The sequence below is a fragment of the Sphingopyxis sp. GW821-FHT10B01 genome (genome assembly GCF_059415685.1).
This window is the reverse complement of sequence record NZ_JBWKNS010000006.1, coordinates 99,051-120,706: the sequence shown is the minus strand read 5'-3', so window position 1 is coordinate 120,706 and position 21,656 is coordinate 99,051. Positions and strand designations below refer to the sequence as shown.

At 65.5% G+C, this 21,656-nt stretch carries 20 protein-coding genes; 7 read left to right on the top strand and 13 right to left on the bottom strand.

Annotated elements, in window-relative coordinates; genetic code table 11:
* Nucleotides 1–191: 191 nt before the first annotated feature.
* The 9 genes from AC07NV_RS17970 to AC07NV_RS17930 all read right to left on the bottom strand — a co-directional run bounded on the left by AC07NV_RS17970 (nt 192) and on the right by AC07NV_RS17930 (nt 13,104).
* Nucleotides 192–860, bottom strand: a complete 669-nt coding sequence (locus tag AC07NV_RS17970; RefSeq protein WP_495167762.1) for a DUF4197 domain-containing protein — start codon at nt 858–860, stop codon at nt 192–194.
* A gap of 145 nt (nt 861–1,005) precedes the next feature.
* Nucleotides 1,006–1,221 (bottom strand): heavy-metal-associated domain-containing protein, encoded by a 216-nt coding sequence (locus tag AC07NV_RS17965; RefSeq protein WP_495167761.1) that lies wholly within the window; start codon nt 1,219–1,221, stop codon nt 1,006–1,008.
* A 210-nt stretch (nt 1,222–1,431) separates the two neighbouring features.
* Nucleotides 1,432–2,883 carry an efflux transporter outer membrane subunit gene (locus AC07NV_RS17960; protein WP_495167760.1) on the bottom strand — a complete coding sequence of 484 codons (1,452 nt, stop codon included), beginning with the start codon at nt 2,881–2,883 and terminating at the stop codon, nt 1,432–1,434.
* Nucleotides 2,880–6,059 (bottom strand): efflux RND transporter permease subunit, encoded by a 3,180-nt coding sequence (locus AC07NV_RS17955; RefSeq protein WP_495167759.1) that lies wholly within the window; start codon nt 6,057–6,059, stop codon nt 2,880–2,882. The genes AC07NV_RS17960 and AC07NV_RS17955 overlap by 4 nt, the downstream gene beginning before the upstream one ends.
* Nucleotides 6,056–7,222, bottom strand: coding sequence for an efflux RND transporter periplasmic adaptor subunit (locus AC07NV_RS17950; RefSeq protein ID WP_495167758.1), 1,167 nt, complete (start codon nt 7,220–7,222; stop codon nt 6,056–6,058). Before AC07NV_RS17950 ends, AC07NV_RS17955 begins: the two co-directional genes overlap by 4 nt.
* Before the next feature lie 171 nt (nt 7,223–7,393).
* Entirely contained in the window at nt 7,394–7,861 is a 468-nt protein-coding gene (gene cueR / locus AC07NV_RS17945; RefSeq protein ID WP_495167757.1) for a Cu(I)-responsive transcriptional regulator, read from the bottom strand.
* Nucleotides 7,858–10,380 (bottom strand): heavy metal translocating P-type ATPase, encoded by a 2,523-nt coding sequence (locus AC07NV_RS17940; protein WP_495167756.1) that lies wholly within the window; start codon nt 10,378–10,380, stop codon nt 7,858–7,860. Before AC07NV_RS17940 ends, cueR begins: the two co-directional genes overlap by 4 nt.
* Nucleotides 10,381–10,618: 238 nt before the next feature.
* On the bottom strand, nt 10,619–12,346 hold the full coding sequence (locus AC07NV_RS17935; RefSeq protein ID WP_495167978.1) for a sensor domain-containing diguanylate cyclase: 1,728 nt from the start codon (nt 12,344–12,346) through the stop codon (nt 10,619–10,621).
* Nucleotides 12,347–12,492: 146 nt separating this feature from the next.
* The gene (locus AC07NV_RS17930; RefSeq protein ID WP_495167755.1) at nt 12,493–13,104 is read right to left on the bottom strand and encodes a TetR/AcrR family transcriptional regulator; all 612 of its coding nucleotides are present in this window, start codon (nt 13,102–13,104) and stop codon (nt 12,493–12,495) included.
* A gap of 83 nt (nt 13,105–13,187) precedes the next feature.
* On the opposite strand from AC07NV_RS17930, the gene AC07NV_RS17925 reads away from it, so the two are divergent.
* Nucleotides 13,188–14,630, top strand: a complete 1,443-nt coding sequence (locus AC07NV_RS17925; protein ID WP_495167754.1) for an 8'-apo-carotenoid 13,14-cleaving dioxygenase — start codon at nt 13,188–13,190, stop codon at nt 14,628–14,630.
* Here the strand turns inward: AC07NV_RS17925 and AC07NV_RS17920 are convergent.
* Together AC07NV_RS17920 and AC07NV_RS17915 are read right to left on the bottom strand one after the other, a co-directional pair.
* Nucleotides 14,551–15,411, bottom strand: a complete 861-nt coding sequence (locus AC07NV_RS17920; protein WP_495167753.1) for an NTP transferase domain-containing protein — start codon at nt 15,409–15,411, stop codon at nt 14,551–14,553. The genes AC07NV_RS17925 and AC07NV_RS17920 overlap by 80 nt on opposite strands.
* Nucleotides 15,408–16,436, bottom strand: a complete 1,029-nt coding sequence (locus AC07NV_RS17915) for a D-alanine--D-alanine ligase family protein (protein WP_495167752.1) — start codon at nt 16,434–16,436, stop codon at nt 15,408–15,410. The genes AC07NV_RS17920 and AC07NV_RS17915 overlap by 4 nt, the downstream gene beginning before the upstream one ends.
* A 265-nt stretch (nt 16,437–16,701) precedes the next feature.
* Here AC07NV_RS17915 and AC07NV_RS17910 point away from each other — a divergent pair, with 265 nt between their 5' ends.
* Nucleotides 16,702–17,685 carry a hypothetical protein gene (locus tag AC07NV_RS17910; RefSeq protein ID WP_495167751.1) on the top strand — a complete coding sequence of 328 codons (984 nt, stop codon included), beginning with the start codon at nt 16,702–16,704 and terminating at the stop codon, nt 17,683–17,685.
* Between the two features lie 120 nt (nt 17,686–17,805).
* On the opposite strand, the gene rplL is transcribed toward AC07NV_RS17910, so the two are convergent.
* Complete coding sequence (rplL, locus tag AC07NV_RS17905; RefSeq protein ID WP_431561956.1) at nt 17,806–18,177, bottom strand: 50S ribosomal protein L7/L12; 372 nt, start codon at nt 18,175–18,177, stop codon at nt 17,806–17,808.
* Between the two features lie 57 nt (nt 18,178–18,234).
* Complete coding sequence (gene rplJ / locus AC07NV_RS17900; RefSeq protein ID WP_495167750.1) at nt 18,235–18,750, bottom strand: 50S ribosomal protein L10; 516 nt, start codon at nt 18,748–18,750, stop codon at nt 18,235–18,237.
* 573 nt (nt 18,751–19,323) lie between these two features.
* Here rplJ and AC07NV_RS17895 point away from each other — a divergent pair.
* The 5 genes from AC07NV_RS17895 (at nt 19,324) to AC07NV_RS17875 (ending at nt 21,642) form a co-directional block, all read left to right on the top strand.
* Nucleotides 19,324–19,767: an acetyltransferase gene (locus AC07NV_RS17895; protein WP_495167749.1), complete on the top strand. Its 444-nt coding sequence runs from the start codon at nt 19,324–19,326 to the stop codon at nt 19,765–19,767.
* 99 nt (nt 19,768–19,866) lie between these two features.
* Nucleotides 19,867–20,475: a PadR family transcriptional regulator gene (locus AC07NV_RS17890; RefSeq protein WP_495167748.1), complete on the top strand. Its 609-nt coding sequence runs from the start codon at nt 19,867–19,869 to the stop codon at nt 20,473–20,475.
* 11 nt (nt 20,476–20,486) lie between these two features.
* Complete coding sequence (locus AC07NV_RS17885) at nt 20,487–20,807, top strand: DUF2218 domain-containing protein (RefSeq protein ID WP_495167747.1); 321 nt, start codon at nt 20,487–20,489, stop codon at nt 20,805–20,807.
* Nucleotides 20,808–20,908: 101 nt separating this feature from the next.
* The gene (locus AC07NV_RS17880) at nt 20,909–21,433 is read left to right on the top strand and encodes a DUF2975 domain-containing protein (RefSeq protein WP_495167746.1); all 525 of its coding nucleotides are present in this window, start codon (nt 20,909–20,911) and stop codon (nt 21,431–21,433) included.
* Nucleotides 21,433–21,642, top strand: coding sequence for a helix-turn-helix domain-containing protein (locus tag AC07NV_RS17875; protein ID WP_495167745.1), 210 nt, complete (start codon nt 21,433–21,435; stop codon nt 21,640–21,642). Before AC07NV_RS17880 ends, AC07NV_RS17875 begins: the two co-directional genes overlap by 1 nt.
* Nucleotides 21,643–21,656 lie beyond the last annotated feature (14 nt).

The following is a 21,656-nucleotide window of genomic DNA, read 5'->3' as shown; positions in this document are numbered from 1 at the left end:
GGTGTCAACGGGTGCCCGGCGAGGTGATGGCAAGACGACGGCTTTGGAGAGGTGAGCGGATGTTGCCTCCCCCATTTCCGTCATCCCGGGCTTGACCCGGGATCCGCCTTTTCCTTCAAGAAGGCAGGCCCCGGGTCAAGCCCGGGGTGACGATGATTGATAGGCAACTTCCGGTCGAAAGCCGCCCTCCCCTAAAACACGCCCTTCAACAACGCCGCCGGATTCCGCCGCAACGCCGCCTCTTCCCCCGCCATATAATGGAAAATGCCCTTCAGTGCCTGTTCGGTCACCGACCGCGTCAGCCCGTCGCGCGTCAATCCGGCCGATGCCATCAACTGATTGCCCTTCGACAACTGGTCGAGCTGGCGATAGGCGCCGACATTCTCCAGCGCCGATCCGATCAGCGGCGACACCTTGCCGAACAGCACGTCGCCCGCGCTCGTCTGAAGATAGCGTGTCGCGCCATCGTTTTTCGACACCAGCGCGGGCGCGTCGGTCCAGCGCAAATTGTCGATCGCCGCGCGAAACACCGGTTTCGCTTCGCCCGCGGCTTTGCCGCCGGCATCGTTCAGGCTCTTGGTCAAATTGGTGGTAAGTCCCAGCTTGTCGCCCATGCCAAACAGCTTCGAAGCGAGCTTTCCACTCGCTCCCGGCAACAATATGCGCACCGCCGTATCGGCGTAAAAGGCGCCCGGCAGCGACAATTTATCGAGCGCTCCGTCGGAGGCATTGCCGATCAGCCCCTTCACGCCGCTCTTCGGCAGCTTCGCCAAGGCCCACGGCGCATTCGCCAGCGCGAACATCCCGGCCGCCCCCGCCAGCAGCATTCGCCGCGCTATCATTGCTTCATCCGATTCCATGACGCTGCCTCCGCTACCATCCATTCGCGGTGCCCAGTCTATCAGCAAAATCCTTGCCTCCAAAGCCCGACCGACGAAGACCGGGCAATAGCATGCGGCGGCCCTGCCCCGACGACAAGAGCCGGTACAGGAATCTTGTCCCCGATCAGCCGGCTATCGCTTGGGGACCCGGCTCCGCCGGATAGCCGGCCTCGCCAAGCGCGGCGCGAAAGGCCATCTCGTCCGCCGCGCTCTCGACACGGACTGCACGGGTGGGCGGGTCGGTTTCAATGCGGGCATGCGGGTCGACACTCTGCAGCGCTTTGGCGACGGATCTGGCACAGCCGCCACAGGCCATGTTCGGAATTTGGAAGCGAAACATCTTGCTCTCCTGTTGTGGGGTCTCCCGCCGATGTGGGGCTTGCCAACGTGGCAAGGTCAAGGACCTCCCGGCGGAATATTCTGCTTCTTATTCGTGGCGGAATTCACGCGCCGGCATCCGATCACCCCGTCAACAGATGCCTGTCGACGAATGTCGATCCGAACGGGCACACATCGTGAGCGAATGACACGGGGTCGGCACGCGGGCCAGCTAGCGCCCGAGACGCGCCCCTTCCCCGGCGCAAGAGGCGCCGCCCGGTGTTTCGCAAACCTCCCAGCCCCCGCCGAGCGCGCGATGGATTTCGACCACCGAAAGGAGGTGGTCAGCGCGCGCCGCGACGAACATGGCTTCGGCTTCGTACAGGCTGCGTTCGGCGTCGAGAACGTCCAGATATTGGCCCTCCCCCTCGCGAAAGCGGATCGACGCCATTCGCGCCGCCTCGCGGCTGGCGCCAACCTGCCGGTCGCGCATCGCGAGGCTCGTCCGGATCGCGCCATAGGCGACCAGCGCATCCTCGACATCGCGAAGCGCGATGAGGACGGTCCGGTGGTAATCGATCAGCGCCGCATCGGTGCGGGCGTCGGCGGCGCGGACCTGCGCGCGCAGGGCGGGCATATCGAACACGCCCCAATCGAGGCTGGGACCGCCCGAGAAAGCGAGCGCGCCGCCGCTGAACAGCGACTCAAACCCGCCGGCGAGGAGCCCGATGACGCCGGACAGGCGCACCGTCGGGAACAGCTCGGCCTCGGCGACGCCGCGCCGCGCGGTGGCGGCGGCGAGCGCGCGTTCGGCGGCGGCGATATCGGGCCGCCGCCGCAACAGGTCGGCGGGCGCGCCGACGCCGATCTGCGCGATCTGCGGCAGGCTGGCCGTTGTCGCGGCGGGACCGGCGAAGCTTTGCGGCGTCTGGCCAAGCAGCACGGCAAGCGCATGACGCGCGGTGCCGATGCGCTGTTCGATCCGGGGTAGCGTCGCTTCGACGGCGGACAGCGCGGCCTCTGCGCGAACAATGTCGAAGCGCGCCCCCGCCCCTGCGCGTTCCAGCTTGCGCGTAACGTCGAGCGAGCGTCGCCGGATTTCGATCTGGCGGTGCGCGATGGCAAGCGCGGCCTCGCCTCCCCGCAATTCGAAATAATGGCTGGCAACGTCGGCGGTGACCGCGGCGCGGGCGGAGCGTAGCAGCGCCTCGGCGCCGCCGACCTCGGCCTCGGCAGCCTCGACCCCGCGGCGGACGCGGCCGAACAGGTCGATCTCCCACGACGCTTCCGCTCCGAGGCGCAGCGCGTCGCCCTCACGCGGCTGACCGCCCGGACGCTCGCCATCGGCCAGACGGCGGCGCTGATAGGAGGCATCGACACCGCCACCGGGAAGCTGCCCCGCGCGCGATACGCCGGCGAGTGCCCGCGCCTCCTCAAGCCGCGCGACGGCGAGCCGCGCGTCGAGATTGGCCGCGAGCGCCTCGGCGATCAGGCCATCGAGCGCCGGGTCGCCGAACAGTTTCCACCAGGCGGTCTCGACGGCGGCATCTCCCACGCCCACCGGCTGCGCGGCATAGGCGCCGGGTGCCTCGATCGGCGGCGGAATATAGTTGGGGCCAGCGGTGGCGCACCCGGCGAGGCCGAGAAGCAGGACGGCGGGCGAAAGCTTGGCGATCGATGTCATGGGGTCAATTCCTGCGGCTTGGTGTCCGGGTTTGAAGGGCGCCGCGCCGCGCGCCGCAGAACGGCCTTGCGGATCACGACGTAGAAGAGCGGGGTCAGGAAGAGGCCGAAGAGCGTCACCCCGAGCATGCCGGCGAACACCGCAATGCCCATGGCCTGCCGCATTTCGGCGCCCGCCCCCGTCGCGATCGCCAGCGGAACCGCGCCGGCGATAAAGGCGATCGACGTCATCAGGATCGGACGCAGCCTCAATCGGCAGGCCTCGAGCGCCGCGGCGAGCGGGTTGAGACCTTCATGCTCCTGCGCACGCGCGAACTCGACGATCAGGATCGCATTTTTCGCGGCCAGCCCCACCAGCACCACAAAGGCGATCTGCGTGAAGATGTTGATGTCGCCGCCGGTCAGCCAGACGCCGACAAGCGCGCTGAGCAGACACATGGGCACGATGAGCAGGACCGCGAGCGGCAGCGTCCAGCTATTATATTGCGCCGCGAGGATCAGGAAGGCGAGCAGCACCGCGATCGGGAAGACATAGAGAGCGGCGTTGCCCGCGGTCTTTTCCTGATAGGTCAGGTCGGTCCACTCGAACGTCATGCCCTCGGGCAGTTCGGCGCGCGCGATCCGTTCCATGGCGGCGACCGCCTGCCCCGAGCTGAAGCCCGGCGCGGGACCGCCGCTGATATCGGCCGAGGGAAAGCCGTTATAGTGGATGACGCGGTCCGGTCCTGCGCCCGGAGAGGTGGTGACCAGCGTCGCGAGCGGGACCATATCGCCCTGCGCGTTGCGGAGTTGAAGCCGCCCGACCGCATCGGGCTGCGCCCGCGCGTCGGCTTCGGCCTGTGCATAGACCTGATAGGTGCGGCCGAAGCGGTTGAAGTCGTTGACGTAGAGCGAGCCGAGATAGACCCGCATCGTCTCGAACACGTCGGTCATCGCGACGCCCTGGGCCGCGGCCTTGGTCCGGTCGACATCCACCGAAAGTTCGGGCGAGGCGACATTATAGCTGGTCATCAGCCCGGCGAGCGCGGGCTCCTTGGCGGCGGCCGCCATCACCTTGGCGCTGGCCGCGGCGAGCGCTTCATAACCCGCACCCGAGCGATCCTCGATCTGCATCTTGAACCCGCCGGTGGCGCCCAGACCGGGAACCGGCGGCGGCGGGAATATGCCGACGAACCCGTCGGGGACCGCCGCATATTTGCCTTGCAACCTCCCGGCGATCGCCCCCGCCGCCATATCCGGCGAGGTACGCTGCGAGAAGGGATCGAGCATCACGAACATGACGGCGGCGTTGGGCACGTTGACGAAGCCGTTGATCGACAGGCCGGGAAAAGCGACGACGCTTTCGACCCCGGGTTCGGCCAGCGCGATCTTCGAGACCTGCTCGGCCACCGCCTGCGTGCGGTCGAGCGACGCGCCGTTCGGCAGCTGGACGATGCCGACGAGATAATATTTATCCTGCGCGGGCACGAAACCGGCGGGCAGTTTGTCAAAGGCGAACCAGGTCAGGCCGAGCAACCCGGCATAGGTGAACCCCGCGACCGCGCCGCGCCGGATGACGCGCTGGACGCCGCCGACATAGGCGAGCGAGCCGCGGTCGAAGGCGCGATTGAACGGCCGGAACAGCCAGCCAAAGCCCTTGTCGATCGCGCGCTGAAGGCCGTCGCGCGGCGCATCATGACGCTTGAGCAGTATCGCGGCGAGTGCGGGCGACAGCGTCAGCGAATTCACCGCCGACAAGATGGTCGAGATCGCGACGGTCAGCGCGAACTGGCGATAAAATTCGCCCTGCAACCCGCCCAGAAAAGCGGTGGGAATGAAGACCGCGGCGAGGACCGAGGTGATCGCGATGATCGGCCCCGTAACCTCCGCCATCGCCTTGCGCGCGGCCTCGCGCGGGGATTCGCCAAGACCGATATGGCGCTCGACATTTTCGACGACGACGATCGCGTCATCGACGACAATACCGATCGAGAGCACCAGCCCGAACAGCGACAGCGTGTTCAGCGAAAAGCCGAACAAATACATGATCGCCAATGTCCCGACCAACGAAACGGGCACCGCGACAAGCGGAATGATCGACGCGCGCCAGGTCTGGAGAAAGAGGATCACGACGAGGACGACGAGCAGCGTCGCCTCGATCAGCGTGACGATCACGCTTTCGATCGACGCCTCGACAAAGATCGTCGGATCATAAGCGATGCGATGCTCCAGCCCGTCGGGGAACTCGCCCGAGAGCCGGTCCATCGTCGCCCGGACCTCGGCCGCGGTGTCGAGCGCGTTCGCGCCGGGGCTCTGCAATATCTGCATCGCGATCGCGGGTTCGCCGTCGAGCAGCGAACGCAGCGCATAATCATTGGCGCCCATTTCGATCCGGGCGACCTCGCCGAGCCGGGTAAGCTGTCCGTCGGCGCCGCTCTTGACGACGATTGCGGCAAATTCCTCTTCGGTGGCGAGGCGGCCCTTGACGTCGAGCGCGACCTGCTGCGCGGCGGCGGGGTTCGGCTGCCGCCCGACGCTGCCCGCGGCGACCTCGACATTCTGCGCGCGGATCGCGGCGACGATGTCGCTTGCGGTCAGCCCGCGCGAGGCGATCCGTGCCGGGTCGAGCCAGACGCGCATCGAATATTCGCCGGCACCCCAGACGACCACATCGGCGATCCCGGGAATGCGCGCGATCTCGTCGCGGACCTGAAGCAGCGCATAGTTGGAGATGAAGAGCGGGTCATAGCGCTTCGATGGCGAGAGAAGATGCACGACCATCAGCGCGTCGGGCGCGACCTTTTGCGTGGTGACGCCAAGCCGCTGCACCGTCTCGGGCAGTCGCGGCAGCGCGCGCGATACGCGGTTCTGGACCTGGACCTGTGCAATGTCGGGATCGGTCCCTTGCGCGAAGGTGACGGTGAGCGTCATCCGGCCATCGGTCGCGGCCTGGCTCGACATATAGAGCATGCCTTCGACGCCGTTGACCGCCTGCTCGATCGGGCTCGCGACGGTCTCCGCGATCACGTCGGGCGAGGCGCCCGGATAGGCCGCGACGACGGTCACCGTCGGCGGCGCCACCGCGGGATATTCGCTGAGCGGCAGCCGGAGGAGCGCGAGCAGTCCTGCGATCAGCAAGAGCACCGACAGCACGATCGCGAAGATCGGCCGGTCGATGAAAAATCGGGGGAAGTTCATCGTGCCGCCTCCCGCTGGACGCTGGCTTTCTGGACGCCATTGCCGCGCGGCATCGAGACGATCCTGGGTTTGACCGCCATGCCGGGGCCAGCCAGCCCCTTGACGACGACGCGGTCGCCGGGCCGCAAGCCCGTCTCGACGACGCGCAGGCCATCGACGATGGGGCCGAGTGTCACCGGCCGATATTCGGTCATATTCTTGGCGCCGAGCACGAGGACGAAGCGCCGCCCCTGTTCGACACCGATCGCGAGGTCGCTGACGAGGATCGCGGACCGGGCCTTGTCGGTCGCGACATCGACTTCGGCGAACAGGCCGGGCGCCAGGCGGCCGCCCGGATTGGGCAGGACCGCGCGCGCGCGGATCGTCCCCGTCGCGCGGTCAAGGCGGTTGCCGATGAAGTCCAGCCGCGCCGTTCGGGTGCTTCCATCTTCGAGACGGACGCCGACCTTGGCCTCGGCGCCCTGGCCGCGGCGATCGGCGAGCGAGCGAAGATAGGTCGCCTCGTCGACATCGAACTCGACATGGAGCGGATCGACCGAAACGATGGTGGTGAGCGGCGTCGCCGCCTCGCCGCCGGCAACCAGATTGCCGCGGGTGACGAGGATCTGGCCGACCCGGCCCGCGATGGGCGCCTCGACACCGGCATAGCGAAGGTCGAGCGCCGCCAGCCGTTCGGCCGCGCGCGCCGACGCAACTTGCGCTTCGCGTTCGCGCAAGGTCGCGGTCGTCACGTCCGAGCGCTCGCGCCCGGCGACCCCCTCGGCGACGAGCCGTCGGGCGCGCCCATCCTCGGCCTGCGCGAGCCCCAGCCGCGCTTCGGCTTCGCGCGTCGCCGCCCGCGCTGCGGCGTGCCGCGCCGCAAAGGGCGCATTATCGAGGCGAAAAAGGATCTGCCCGCGCCGGACGATCTGCCCCTCGGGCACGCGGACATCGGCGATATAGCCCGAGACGCGCGGTTTCAGATCGACCGTCTCGACCGCGGTCAGGCGGCCAGTATAGGTCGAACGCGGCACATGGTCCTGCACCACGACCGGTGCTGCAAGCACCATCGGCGGCCCCGGCGCGGCGGCCTGTCCGTCACCGCCCGGCCCGCGCACCCAAAATATCACCAGCCCCGTCGCCAATATCGCGCCCAGCGCCGCGGCGACCCTCGATTTTCGCATTTCAACCTCCGAATCTTTGCCCGCCGATCCGGATGGATGGCGCGCTCATATTCGGGGGGTGCGGGTTTCCATCGTGGGAGGGTCAAGTGCTATTTCGGCGTGGAATCAAAAGGCCCCTCCTGCTTGCAAGAGGGGCCCATATGTTGTCGAGGCTGTGTCAGAACGGGCGCATCACAATCGCCGCGCGGATTGCCCGCCGGGCTTGCCGAAGCGCCGCGGTTCGCGCGGTTCCAGACGCGACGGCGCGCCATCCTCCTCCGCCAGCCCCTCGATAATCGGGCAATCGGGCCGGTCATCGCCATGGCAATGGTCGGCCAGCGTTTCGAGCGTCCGCACCATGGCTTCGATCTCGGCCATTTTCCCCCGCAGCCGCTCAATATGCCCCAGCGCGAAATGCTTCACGTCGGCGCTGGCGCGGGTCCGGTCCGACCACAGGCCGAGCAGTTCGCCGATCTGCTCCACCGTGAAGCCCAGATCGCGCGCGCGCCGGATGAAACGCAGCCGATGGACATCGGCATCGTCATAGTCGCGATAGCCCGAGTCATGACGTGCGGCCTTGGGAATGAGGCCCGTCTGCTCATAATAGCGGATCATTTTCGTCGAGACGCCCGACATTTTCGCGGCGTTGCCTATGTTCATGACGGCGCTCCTTCTGTATTTTTGTCGGAGGTGATCACCGGCCGGAAGGCCTTCAGCCTGAGCGCATTGCTTAGCACGAAGACGCTCGACAGCGCCATCGCACCGGCAGCGAACACCGGCGACAAAAGCGTGCCGTTCAGCGGGTAGAGCACCCCGGCGGCGACCGGGATCAGCGCCGCATTATAGCCGAACGCCCAGAACAGATTTTGCTGGATATTGCGGATCGTCGCCTTCGACAGCGCGATCGCGTTCACCACGCCGCGCAGGTCGCCCGACATCAGCACGACGTCAGCGGACTCGATCGCAACATCGGTGCCGGTGCCGATCGCCAGGCCGACGTCGGCCTCGGCGAGCGCGGGGGCGTCGTTGATGCCGTCGCCGACGAACGCAACCTTGCGGCCACCCGCGCGAAGCCGGTTGATCGCATCGACCTTTCCGTCGGGAAGCACTTCGCCGACCACTTCGTCGATCCCCAGCGTGCGCGCGACGGCATCGGCAGTCGCCTGATTGTCGCCGGTGATCATCGCGACCTTGAGCCCGAGGTCATGCAGCGCGCGGATCGCTTCGGGCGTCGTCTCCTTGATCGGGTCGGCGACCGCAATCACCGCCGCGAGCTTGCCGTCGATCGCGGCATAGAGCGGCGACCGGCCCATCGCGCCGAGTTCGCGCGCCTTGGCGGCAAAGGCCGACACATCGTGGCCCAGCTTGGTCATGAAGCGGTCGGCGCCGACCTGGACCTCGCGGCCGCCGACCTTTGCCGATACGCCGTAACCGGGAATGGCTTCGAACGCCGCGGGCGATGGAACGTCCAAACCCCGCGCGTTCGCGGCCGCCACGATCGCTTCAGCGATCGGATGCTCGGACTGGCTTTCGACGCTCGCGACCAGCGCCAGCACTTCGTCGCGCCCGAAGCCCGCGGCCGGCTCAAGGTCGGTCAGTTCGGGGCGACCCTTGGTCAGCGTGCCGGTCTTGTCGAGCGCGATGACCGTCACGTCGCGCAGCGTCTGGAGCGCCTCGCCCTTGCGGAACAACACCCCCAGTTCGGCGGCGCGGCCGGTGCCGACCATGATCGAGGTCGGGGTCGCGAGGCCCATCGCGCATGGGCAGGCGATGATCAGCACCGCGACAGCGTTGATCAGTGCAAAGGTCAGCGCCGGGTCGGGCCCGAAGACGAGCCAGATCAGGAAGGTCAGCGCAGCGATCCCCATCACCGCGGGCACGAACCAGGCGGTGACCTTGTCGACCATCGCCTGGATCGGCAGCTTCGATCCCTGCGCCTGCTCGACCATGCGGATGATCTGCGCCAGCACCGTATCCCCGCCGACTTTGGTCGCACGGAAAGTGAAAGCGCCGGTCTTGTTGATCGTGCCGCCGACGACGGCTGCGCCCGCGGCCTTGGCGACCGGAACCGGCTCGCCGGTGATCATCGACTCGTCGACCCAGGAATTGCCGTCGACGACCTCGCCATCGACCGGCACGCGTTCGCCCGGGCGGACCTGGACGATATCGCCGGCACGAACGTCGGCGAGCGCGACTTCCAGCGCCGCACCATCGCGCACGACGCGCGCGGTTTTCGCCTGAAGCCCGACGAGCCGCTTGATCGCCTCCGATGTTCGCCCCTTCGCCTTGGCCTCGAGATAGCGGCCGAGCAGGATCAGCGCGACGATCACCGCCGCGGCTTCATAATAGACGTTGGCGGTGCCCGCCGGCAGGACGCCGGGGGCAAAGGTCGCGACCAGCGAATAGCCCCAGGCGGCGCTCGTCCCCAAGGTGACGAGCGAGTTCATGTCGGGGGTTCCGCGCAGGATCGCGGGAATGCCCTTCTGGAAAAAGCGCAGCCCGGGGCCGAAGAGCACCAAAGTGGTCAGCGCGAACTGGATCAGCCAGCTTGTCTGCATTCCGATGCGGGTCATGACGAACTCATGGACGGCGGGGATGAGGTGCGAGCCCATCTCGAGCAGGAACACCGGCAGTGCCAGCACCGCCGCAAGCAACAGCGAACGACGCAGGCTCTCCAGTTCCTGCTCGCGCGCCGAGGCGGCCTGATCGGACGACGCGCTGTCGCCTTCGATCCGGCGCGGTTCATAACCGGCACCGCTGATCGCGGCTTCCAGATCCTCCAGCGATGCGATGCTGCTGCGATAGCGGATGCTGGCCTTTTCGGTCGCCAGATTGACCGTGGCGGTGATGACCCCCGGCACCTTGGACAACGCCTTTTCAACGTGGCCGACGCATGAGGCACAGGTCATCCCCGCGACGCCGATTTCGACCTCGCGCTCGGGCACCTCATAGCCGGCGCGCTCGATCGCCTGCACGACGGCTTGCGGATCGGCGACGCCCGCGAAGGTCACATTGGCGCGTTCGGTCGCCAGATTGACGCTGACACCGGTCACGCCGGGCAGCGTGCCGATCGCCTTTTCGACATGGCCGACGCATGAAGCGCAGGTCATGCCCGCGACAGCGACACTCAGCTGCGCCGGTTGGCGGGCGGGGCCGCCACTTTCCCGCTCTAATTGCATTAGGTCAGACATCGCAAATCACTCCGGTTTTTTTCGATTAACCGGAATGTGGGGCTTCCAACGATGGGAAGGTCAAGGGCAAGAATGGCGATTCCTGCTGTACCGTTATGGCGATGGCAAAACCGTCATCCCTCGCGCCCGGCCGTCCATCGGCAACGGACGGGCCTCTATGTTCAGGTCATGCCGCAATTCACCGCGGCAAGCGCCGGTCGCCTCCTTCGATCGCATGGAAATATTTCTACGCCGCCATGCGCAGCCGGTTCCGTCCTTCACGCTTGGCGACATAAAGCGCCTTGTCGGCGCGGTGCAGCAGGTCCTCGACATCCACCTCGCCGTCATAGACCGCCAGGCCGACGCTGATCGTCGCTTTGGGCAAACCTTCCTGGGCTACGGTGCCCACCTCTACCGCTTTGCGGACACGTTCGGCGACGATTTCTGCGGCCTGCGCACTCGACTGCTGCAAGATGCACACGAACTCCTCGCCGCCGATGCGACCGAGCATATCTTCGTCGCGCAGCGCCGCCTTGGCGCGCTGTGCAACGCGGCGGATCACCTGATCGCCCGCCGCATGGCCGTGCGTGTCGTTGATCCGCTTGAAATGGTCGATATCGAAAATCGCCACGGCCAGTGGCGCACCATGGTCGCGCGCGTCGGCCAACGCCTTTTCGAGGAAAGCCAGCGTATGGCGGCGGTTCGGCAACCCGGTCAGCATATCGGTGTTGGCAACGCGTTCGGCGGCGCTGCGCGCGGCTTCCAGTATCCGCGCGTTTTCGACCGTCTCGCTCACATCCTGGACGGTCCCGAAAATGCCAACCGCCTGGCCGCTCCGGCCCATTTCGATCGAGCCGTGCGATTTGACGTGCCGGACCCGTCCATCGGCACGCAATATCCGCCCCTGAAATTCAAAAGGCCGCCCCGTCCGTACCGCTTCCGCCAGAATCTTTCGCACCGCCAGCCGGTCCTCGGCGACATATTGTTTGACGCTATAATCGACATCGACAGCCACCCCGGGCTCCAGCCCATGGATGCGATAGGTCTGGTCCGACCAGGTAATCGTCCATCCGACCAGATCGACGCGCCAATGACCGACCAGCGCCGCGGCCTCGGCCTGCAGCAGCCAGCGGTTGCTTTGCTCGAGCCGCTTCGCCAGCCGCTGGCGACCGATCAGCAACGCCGCAAGCGGCAGCGTCGTGAACAACAGCATCAGCAGATAGAATTGCAGGAACAGCACCCGGGTCTTTTGCATACCCTCGATCGCGGCGATCGGGCCATAGCCCTGCCCGGTCAGCAGCGAGGCGACGATCGTCACGATCAGCATGCCTGCCGCGGCGCCGAACGGGCCGAGACGGTACGCCGCCGCAATGACCGCGATGCACGGAAGGAAGGTTACGGGAAACTGCGATTGCGAAAAAGACAGGGCGGTGACCAGCCCTGCGATCGTCAGAATCGCCGTTGCTTCGGCCTTCATTAGCATGGGCGCGTTGGCAAGCGCATGCGTTCCGACCATCCGGGCGAGCATGACGATCGGCGGGGTCACGATCAACATGCCCAGCAAGACGGTCGTCAACCAGGACAGAAAGAAATCGGGCCCCTTTCCGGTGAGTGCCCATGCAAGGACCGCGCTGACGATGCTGGCGGCGAAGGCCGCCATACAAAAGCGGGCGACCGAGCGCGGAACCATGAATGAAAGCGCGTCCGGTTCGCGGCGGCGGATCAGCCACAGCGCGACCGCCGCTTCGCAGCCGTTCGACACGGTGAAGGCAAAACAGGTCCAGAACGGCGTGCCGCCCAGCATATTGGCGGCAAGGCTCGCCGCCATCATCCCGCCGAAAGCCGCGCCACGCGCCGAGGCGGGTATCAGCAGCAGGATGGCAAGGAAATATCCGCTCGGCGGCCATACCGCCGCGATATTGTCGGCGCCTTTCGTGGCGTGCAGCGACAGACTCGCAAGCAGAAAATATCCCATTGCGGTCAAGAGGAACCAGAAGACCGCCTCAACTCTGGGGGATAGCGACCGGGTCATGCGACCAAATAGCCGGAAAGGGGAAAATAAACCGCTAAAATTATGACGAGCCCACCTGCCTCCGCTGCTTCGCTACATCGTGCCGCACGTCACGCAACTCCACCAAAGGTCAGCCCGACGACCTCCTCGACCATCGCCGCGTCCCACTCGATACGCCGGTCGAGGATCAGCATCGCGAGGCCGTGCACCAGCGCCCAGGCATGCAGCGCCGCGGTGTCGGGGTCGTCAAGGTGGGGCATCGTCTGCGAAACCCCGGCGCGCAACAGATTATAGCCCACCTCTCCCCCGTCGGCGCCCGGCTGGCAGCGTTCGGACATCTGCCGGGTAAAGCTCAACCGGAACACCGCCGGCTCCTCATAGGCGAAGCGGACATAAGCGATGCCCGTCGCCTTGAAACCGGCGTGACCGCCGCCTGCCTTCAGCCATGCCTGCGCCTGCAGCGCGCCGAGCCGGCGCAGCCCCTCGTCGGCGAGCGCGTCGAGCAGCGCCTCCTTGTCCGGAAAGTGCCGGTACAGCGCCGTCGCGCTGACCCCGACGTCGCGCGCCAGCGCGCGCAGCCCGAGCTCGGCACCATCGCCTTCGGCGAGCCGCTTCAGCCCCGCCGCGATCACCGCCGCGCGAAGGTCGCCATGATGATAAGCGCCCGTCGCCTTCGCGCCGTCGCTTTTTATGTTGACACTGTTATCTTTGCTTGCCATCATGTTGTCACTGTAAACATATCGAGTCGTCCGCACAAGCCCCACGCTACGCGGCACTTTCGCCAACATCCGTAAGGAGCAATATCATGGCAAGCAATGTCGAAACCCTGATCCGCGGCGCCGTTGTCAAAGGCATCGGCAAGGTCGCCGACTTCAACCGCAAGCGCCTCCCCCGCCCCACCGACGCCCACCCCTTCCTCACCGGCATCCACAAACCGATGACCGAGGAGTTCACGCTGGAAGAACTGCGCGTTGACGGCGAAATCCCCGCCGCGCTCACCGGCCGCTACCTGCGCAACGGGCCGAACCCGGCCGTCGCCCCCGATCCGGCGAGCTACCACTGGTTCACCGGCGCAGGCATGCTCCACGGGATCCGTATCGAGGACGGCAAGGCCGACTGGTACCGCAACCGCTGGGTCCGCGGCAGCGAAGCCTGCGCCGTTCTGGGCGAAGAACTGCCGCCGGGCCCGCGCGCCGATGGCAACGACGCGCCGAACACCAATGTCGTCGGTCTCGCCGGCCGCACCTTCGCCATCGTCGAGGCGGGCGGGAAACCCGTCGAGCTAGGCTATGAACTGAACACGATCGCGCACAACCCGTTCGACGGTACGCTCGTCGGATCGTACACCGCGCACCCGCACCATGACCCCGTCACCGACGAGGTGCACGCGATCACCTATCGCGGCGACGAGCCGAACAAGGTCTGGCACGTCGTGCTCGACAGGGATGCGCATGTGATCCGCGAGGAAGCGATTGCGGTCAGCGACGGGCCGTCGATCCACGATTGCGCAATCACCGAAAATTACGCGCTCGTCTTCGACCTTCCCGTTACCTTCTCGATGAAGATGCTGCTGGCCGGTTACCGCTTTCCCTATGCCTGGAACGAGGCGCATCCGGCACGTGTCGGCCTCCTCCCCCGGAAAGGTAGCGGCGACAGCATCATCTGGGTACCGGTCGAGCCCTGCTATGTCTTTCACCCCGCCAACGCCCATGAAACGGCCGACGGCAAAGTGATCGTCGACGTCGTCGCGCACGAAACGATGTTTGCGGAATCGAAGCGCGGTCCCGACAGCCAGAAGTCGCGCATGGAACGCTGGACGATCGATCCGGTGGCCGGAACGACGACCCGCACCGTCATCCACGACCACGCACAGGAATTCCCGCGCTACGACGAACGGCTGACCACGCGTCCCTATCGCTATGTCTATAGCGTCGCGATGCCCGACGGCGAGAGCCTCGAATGGGCGATGGCCGACACGCGGCTATTCCGCCACGATCTGAACGAGGGCGGCACCACAATCCATGATTTCGGCCCCGGCCGGCATCCCGGCGAGTTCGTCTTCGTCCCCCGCCGTGCGGACAGTGCCGAGGACGACGGCTGGCTCATCGGCTTGGTGGTCGACATGAATCACGAGACGACCGAACTCGTCATCCTCAACGCCGATGATTTTACCGGGTCACCGCAAGCTGTCGTTCACCTGCCGCACCGCGTTCCCCCCGGCTTTCACGGGAACTGGGTCGCGGATTGACGATATCGGGGCGCTTCATCAGCGCCTCGGTCACGCGCAGCGAGCGTTCACTATCGACATCGATCGCCGTCGCCCCGTTGCTCACCAGCAGCGGGGCGACTTCGACTTTAAGATGGCGCGAGATGCACGCGAAAATGTGATGAATTGGCCCCATGCCGAACCGGAAGCGGATCAGGTTGATCAACCCGAAGGCCTGCATCACGCGAAACGGTTTCTTGACGAACTGCCCGCCGCCGCGAAAAGCTTCGACCGCACGCAGTGCATTTGGATGCCCGATCCAATAGGCGTTGCAGTTCGACACCGCGACATCCGAAAACGCGTAAAAGCGCCGCTGGCCTTCCGGATGGACCGCAAGCACATCCTCGCGCCGTGCCAACGCGACACCCGCCTCGGCGTCGAGCCGTTCCGCCTCCGCTCTGATCTCGGCGATCGTTGCAGGCGTCAGCAGGCAGTTGTCGGCGGTCGTGATGAGCAACGGAAAGACGGCCACACCGGCAACTGCGATCACCGAGTCCGCCAGATTGTCAGCGGCCGGTACAATGATCAAACGATTGCCGAGCATGGCGACAACCGGATCGTTCAGATCCTCAAGCAAAGCTGCGTGATGCGTCGAGACGAACACCTGCTTCGCCGGACTGTCGGCCGCGCTTTCCAGCACATGCGCGATCATCGGGCGCCCCGCCACGGGAACGAGGCACTTGTCGGCGACGCCATGCGCCGCCGCCAGTGCATCGACGGCTCCGGGGCGACGACCGGCAAGGATCAGGATCGACCCGCTCACGCGGCGTTCCGCCTGGCGGCCGCCGGCGCAATCTGGCGAATCATGCTTTCGGCGACGATCGTTTCGATGAGCGTGTCGTGCGTGAAGCCTGCGACGACGGCCGAACGGGAAAACAGCTTTTCGGACCAGAGGTTGCAGTTGAGATTGACCTCGAGCAGCCGGACGTCGCCGGTCGTGTGGTCGACGCGGAACTCGAACCGGCCATAGTCAAATGGCCGGAAGATATCCGCCATCCGCTTCGTATATTCGGCGATCCGACCCGAAATGAGCGGATCGTCGAAGCGCTTGATGCAATATCCGACGTTCCCGACGAGATCGCGCTTTTCCTGATAGGTACGAAGCTGGGTCGGGTCGGCCTGTTCAAAAATCATCATCGGCATCATCGCCGGTTCACCGTCGAGCGTGATGACCGGTACCTCGATATCGCTGCCGTCGATAAAGGGTTCGACGAGCGCATCATGGTCGAGCGCGTGGATCTCGGCGATCGACTGCGCCAGTTCGATCCGGTCATGCGCGTCGCGGACGCCCCACGAGGCCGAACTGTTGTTCGGCTTGATCACCCAGCGCCGTGCGGGAGGGCAATGTGACACGTCGACAGGCGCGCCGCGGCGGAACAGCGCCCACGGCGCGGTCGGCACGCCGCGCGCAGCCGCTTCGAGCTTGGTCAAATGCTTGTCGTCGGACAGGCCGCGGACGATCGGGGACGCGCCGAGATATGGCAGCCCATGCTGGTTGCACAGCAAAGGCAGCAGCATTTCGGAGTTGAAGAAGCCGCCGCGGTTAAGCAGCGGGAAAACGAAATCGGCGGCAGGGCGGTCGAACAGCGCGGCATAGCTGTCGGCAATCAGCAGTTCGATGCCCAGCCCCTCCAGCGTCTCGCGCATTTCCCGATGATAGAGCGCGTGATTGCCGTCGTCGGCGTGCAACCCGCCGGTCCAGCGCGCATGTTTGGCGATGAAAAGAAGCCGCTGCGTTTCGCGCATGTGGTCGGGCAGCCGGGTCGGGGCAAGATCGGTCGTTTTCATGCGCGGCGTTGACCACGCCAAGGTTTCGCGGGAATGACGAATTGGTGACCCGCGTGACACCGAAGCGCAAGATCTCTGTCATGATGGCACCCGCGCCGCCGCGATAAAACCGGTCGCAGATGGCGACTGGCGACACCCGAATCTTCGCCGTGCCGTTCGAGACACACGGCTCATCCCGGAAACGGCGCCGACGGAGCAGCACTTTGACCGGGCGGTTCGTTCGTCCTTCACTATGACAAGAAACATCGCCCTCTCCCGCCCCGCCATGAGCGCGATTGCCGCGTTCCTGGCCCTGTCCACCCCCGCCGCTTTTGCGCAGGAAACCCCGACCGTCACGATGACGCCGCCCGTCGCGGCACCGACCCCGCCGACCGTCGCCGAGCCGAGCGCCCCCGCGCCGGTCGCAGCACAGCAGGCGGCACAGCCCGTCACGCCGAAGCCGGTCATTCGCGTGCCGCTCGATATCGCTCCGGCCGAAGCCGCACCCACGCCCAAGGCCGCCGCGCGCGCGCCTGCTCCGACCCCGCGTGCGGAACGTACGGCACAGCGAGCGCAGCCCGCAGCCGCGGCGCCGGTTGCCGCGACGCCTGCCGCCGCGCCGATAGCCGAAGCTCCCCTCCTCGACGAAGCCGCGCCGATCGAAGCGCCGGTGACGGCAGCCGCCGAACCGATCGCTGCGCCGACACCGCTGCCGGCCGAACAGGCCAGCACGACCGGAAATGAATTCCCGTGGGAGATCGCCGGTGGCGCGGCCGCGCTGCTGATCGTCGGTGGTGCAGGCCTTGCGTTTGCCAACCGCCGTCGCCGCGTGGTCGGCGAAGAAACGGCGGTTTATGATGATGAGCGTGCACCTGTAGCTCCCGAGCCGGCCGCCGAAAGCCAACAGTGGATCACGCCCGCATATGCCCCGCGCGAAGAGGTTGCTCCACCTACTGTGCCAACGTTCGCCGCAGCGCCGAGCGGCAGCATGGGTCGTCACGAAGCGATGGCGATGGCCGGTCCGACCGATGACAATCCGTTCGCTACGCTGAGCAAGCGCCTGAAGCGCGCGCGCTTCCTCGACCGCCAGGAACGCACGGCTTATGATGAAACATTGGCCGGTCAAAAGGACATGACCCGCAAACCGGTCAGCGCCTGGGAAATCGCCCAGCGTCCCACCCCGGCGACGCAGGAACAGGAGGTGCGCCGCGCCGAACCCGCGCGTGTCCGCACCTCGACCAGCTTCCGTCCGGGCTATTCGAGCAACTAGGCCCGGCAATCCGCGGTGGTCCCCTCACCGCATAGAAAAAGGGCGGTGCCTCGCGGCGCCGCCCTTTCTCATTTCGCTGGAAGCCGGCCGGGTCAACCGGCCGGAACCCATCAAACCGAATTACTTCAGCTCGACGGTACCACCGGCAGCGAGAATCTTGGCCTTCAGCTCTTCAGCTTCAGCCTTGTTCACGCCTTCCTTGATAGCCTTCGGCGCACCTTCGACGAGTGCCTTGGCTTCGCCAAGACCCAGGCCGGTGATCGCGCGGACTTCCTTGATGACGTTGATCTTGTTGCCGCCGTCACCCGTCAGGATGACGTCGAATTCGGTCTGCTCTTCAGCAGCCGGGCCAGCAGCGGCAGCAGCCGGAGCAGCAGCAACAGCAGCGGCAGCCGAAACGCCCCACTTTTCTTCGAGCAGCTTCGACAGGTCAGCCGCTTCGAGGACGGTCAGCGTCGACAGTTCTTCAACGATCTTTGCAAGATCAGCCATGTTCATTCTCCATCAGAACCGGGATATCCCGGCAGTAAGTTTCAGTTCAGTTCGAAATCACGCTGCTTCTTTGGCGGCATATGCGCCAAAAACCCGCGCCAACTGGCCAGCCGGGGCTGCGGCAATCTGCGCAACCTTGGTGGCCGGAGCCTGTACCAGACCAATGATCGTGGCACGAAGCTGGTCGAGCGAGGGAAGCGAAGCCAGCGCCTTCACGCCATTCACGTCGAGGACCACGTCGCCCATGCCGCCACCAACGATTTCAAGCTTGTCGTTGGTCTTGGCAAATTCCACGGCGATCTTCGCAGCCGAGACCGGATCGGTCGAGGTTGCGAGGGCCGTGGGACCGGTCAGCAGTTCGCCGATACCGGTGTAGGACGTGCCATCGAGCGCGATTTTGGCAAGACGGTTCTTCGTGACGCGAAAGTCGGCCCCTGCATCGCGCATTTGCTGGCGCAGCACCGTCGACTGAGCGACGGTCATGCCGAGGTTGCGGACGACCACAACAGCAGCAGCTGATCCCAGCGTAGCGTTCAGCGAGGATACGGCTTCGGCCTTTTCCGTACGATCCATGCCTATACTCCACTCATCTGCCCGGAACCGCATACGCCGAAACGCACGCGCCGCCGGGCGGCTAACACACGCAAATGCCGACGCGAGCCGAGGCTCACCTGCATTTGCGCAACGATGTCCGATGGGGTCGGTCAAGACGCGTCGCCTGAAAAACAGGCGGGCGACCGAAAAAGACTGTTCCCCGTCTCGGCTGGAAATTAAGAAGGGCAAATCCCCTTCACCAACTGTCTCGGACGGAATTGCCGCGGGCGAACCCGTGGCAACACGGGGGCGCTAATAGCGCTGATGGGCGCAGAGTCAAGGCGCGATCGGCAGAAACGCAGCGATTTCCTATCCTCAAGACGGTGCGCGCTCGACCGAAAGATGCCTTCTCCTTCCTTGTCATCCCGGACTTGATCCGGGGCCTGTCTTTCTGAAGGAAAAGGCCGGTCCCGGGGCAAGCCCGGGATGGCGAAGGATCGGGGTCAGCGAGACTGCCCCCCGTCCCGGCCGGGCGAAGGCAATGGTCGAGGCATGTCAACCAAGGCGGAATGGAGGCTTGGCCGACCGTCCGTCCTTTCCTATGTGACCGCGATGATCCGTATCCGCCCCTCCACCCCCGCAGATGGCGAGCGCGCCGTCCAGATCTGGCGCGACGCTGTCGATGCGACGCATGATTTCCTGACCCCCGAAGACCGCGCCGCGATCGAAGCCGAGGTCCAGTCCTTCCTGCCCTTCGCGCCGCTCTGCCTCGCGGTCGATGCGGATGACCGGGCAATCGGCTTCATGCTGCTCGACGAGACGAGCATGGAGGCGCTGTTCATCGATCCGGCGCATCGCGGCGCCGGGGTCGGGCGCGCGCTGGTCGCGCACGCGCTGGAGCGCCACCCCATATTGACCACCGACGTGAACGAACAGAACGGGCAAGCGGTCGGCTTCTATGAACGCTTGGGTTTTGTGCGGATCGGACGCTCTGAGCGCGACGGCCAAGGCCGCGCCTATCCGTTGATTCACTTGCGTTTCGCGCCCCAAATCTGATCGCCCCGCCTTCCCCGCGAGAATTTTCGATGAGGCTCTTGCATATCATATCTTAAGATATATCTTAGACGCATCTAGAATCACTCTAAGGAACGAATAATGATATTCTATGCAAAAATGGATGGCCGCGGTTGCGGCGGGCGGCATGCGATGCATCGCGGCGGCGGGCGTGGCTTTGGTCACGGGTTCGGCCACGGCTTTGGCGGTGGCGGCCGGCGTGGTGGCGGCCGGGGCGAACGCGGCGAACGCCGGCGCATGTTCGACGGCGGCGAATTGCGGCTGGTGCTGCTGAAGCTGATCGCCGACGAGCCGCGCCATGGCTACGACCTGATCCGCCAGATCGAGGAGCTGACCGGCGGCACCTATGCGCCGAGTGCGGGCGTCATCTATCCGACGCTGACGATGCTCGACGACATGGACCTGATCGCGGCGCAGCAAAGCGACGGCGCGAAAAAGCTGTTCGCGATCACCGATGCCGGGCGCGCCGAACTCGAAGCCAACAAGGAGATCGTCGAAGCCGCACTCGCGCGCCTGACCGCGGTCGGCGAGGAAACGCAGCGCACGGACTCGGCTTCGGTGCGCCGCGCGATGGGCAATCTGCGCCAGGTTCTGGTGAACCGGCTGGGCGATCGTGACCTCGACGATGCGGCGCTGCACGACATCGTCGCACTGATCGACGAGGCCGCGCAGAAGATCGAACGATTGTAAGGAGCGCAGATATGACGGTTTCCTCCACGGCCAAGGTGCCCACAGCGCACGCGAGCAAATATCTCCAGCAGCTGTGCAAGCATTGGCAGCATAATCTGGCGGTCGAGTTCTCCCCCGACCGTGGCACCGTGGCCTTCCCAAAGGATGCCCGCGGCGCCGATTGGCCGGGCGACGGACTGGTGACCTTCGATGCCGGACCCGACACCCTGTCGGTCCGCATCGATGCCAGCGTCGACGAACAGCTTGAGGGACTGGAGGGCGCCGTCGCGCGCCATCTCGACCGCTTCGCCTTTCGCGAGGCGCCCCTGCCTTTCGACTGGCAGCGGGCCTGATCCCTCCCTCCGGCAATATATCGTTTTTCGATAATATCGATTGACGATAAGAATGACTCGAACTATATCGTTCTTCGATAAGCAACCCATCGGAGAACGATATGCCTATTCCCAATACCCCCCTACTCGGCGCGACGCGCGGCCTGCTCTGGCTGATCCTGGCACTGATCATCGCGTCGGCGCTGCTCGTTGTCGGTGTTGCGATCGCGCTGATCGTCGCCTGGCCCGAGGTCATGGCCGGATTTCGGGACAACCCCGCACTCCTTGAGGTCACGACGCTTCGCGTCCCCGTCGGCGTGTTGATGACATTGCTCTTCGCGATCCTCGCCGCCGCAGCCTATATCATCCGCCAGTTTCAGGCGCTCGTGGCGAGCACGACAAGCGACCCCTTCGTCCCGGAGAATGCCGCGCGGCTGCGCCGGATCGGTTGGGCGCTGGTGGTTACGCAGGTGCTGGCGATCCCGCTCAGCTGGACCGCGAGCAGCATCGCAAAAGCGGGTAGCGATTTTGGCGACATGGGCGGCATCTCGCTCGGCAGCCTGCTCGCGATCCTGCTCGCCTTTGTCCTCGCCGCGGTGTTCGAACAGGGCACCTCGATGCGCGACGAGCTGGAAGGGACCGTGTGATGGCGATCGTCGTGAAACTGGACGACCTGCTCCACGCGAAGCGGATGACATTGACCGACCTGTCCGACCGGATCGGTATCACCCTCGCCAACCTGTCGATCCTCAAGACCGGCAAGGCGAAAGCGATGCGTTTTTCAACGCTCGAGGCGATCTGCACCGAACTCGATTGCCAGCCCGGCGACTTGCTGGCGTTCGAAGCCGACGGCTGAATACAGACCGGCGA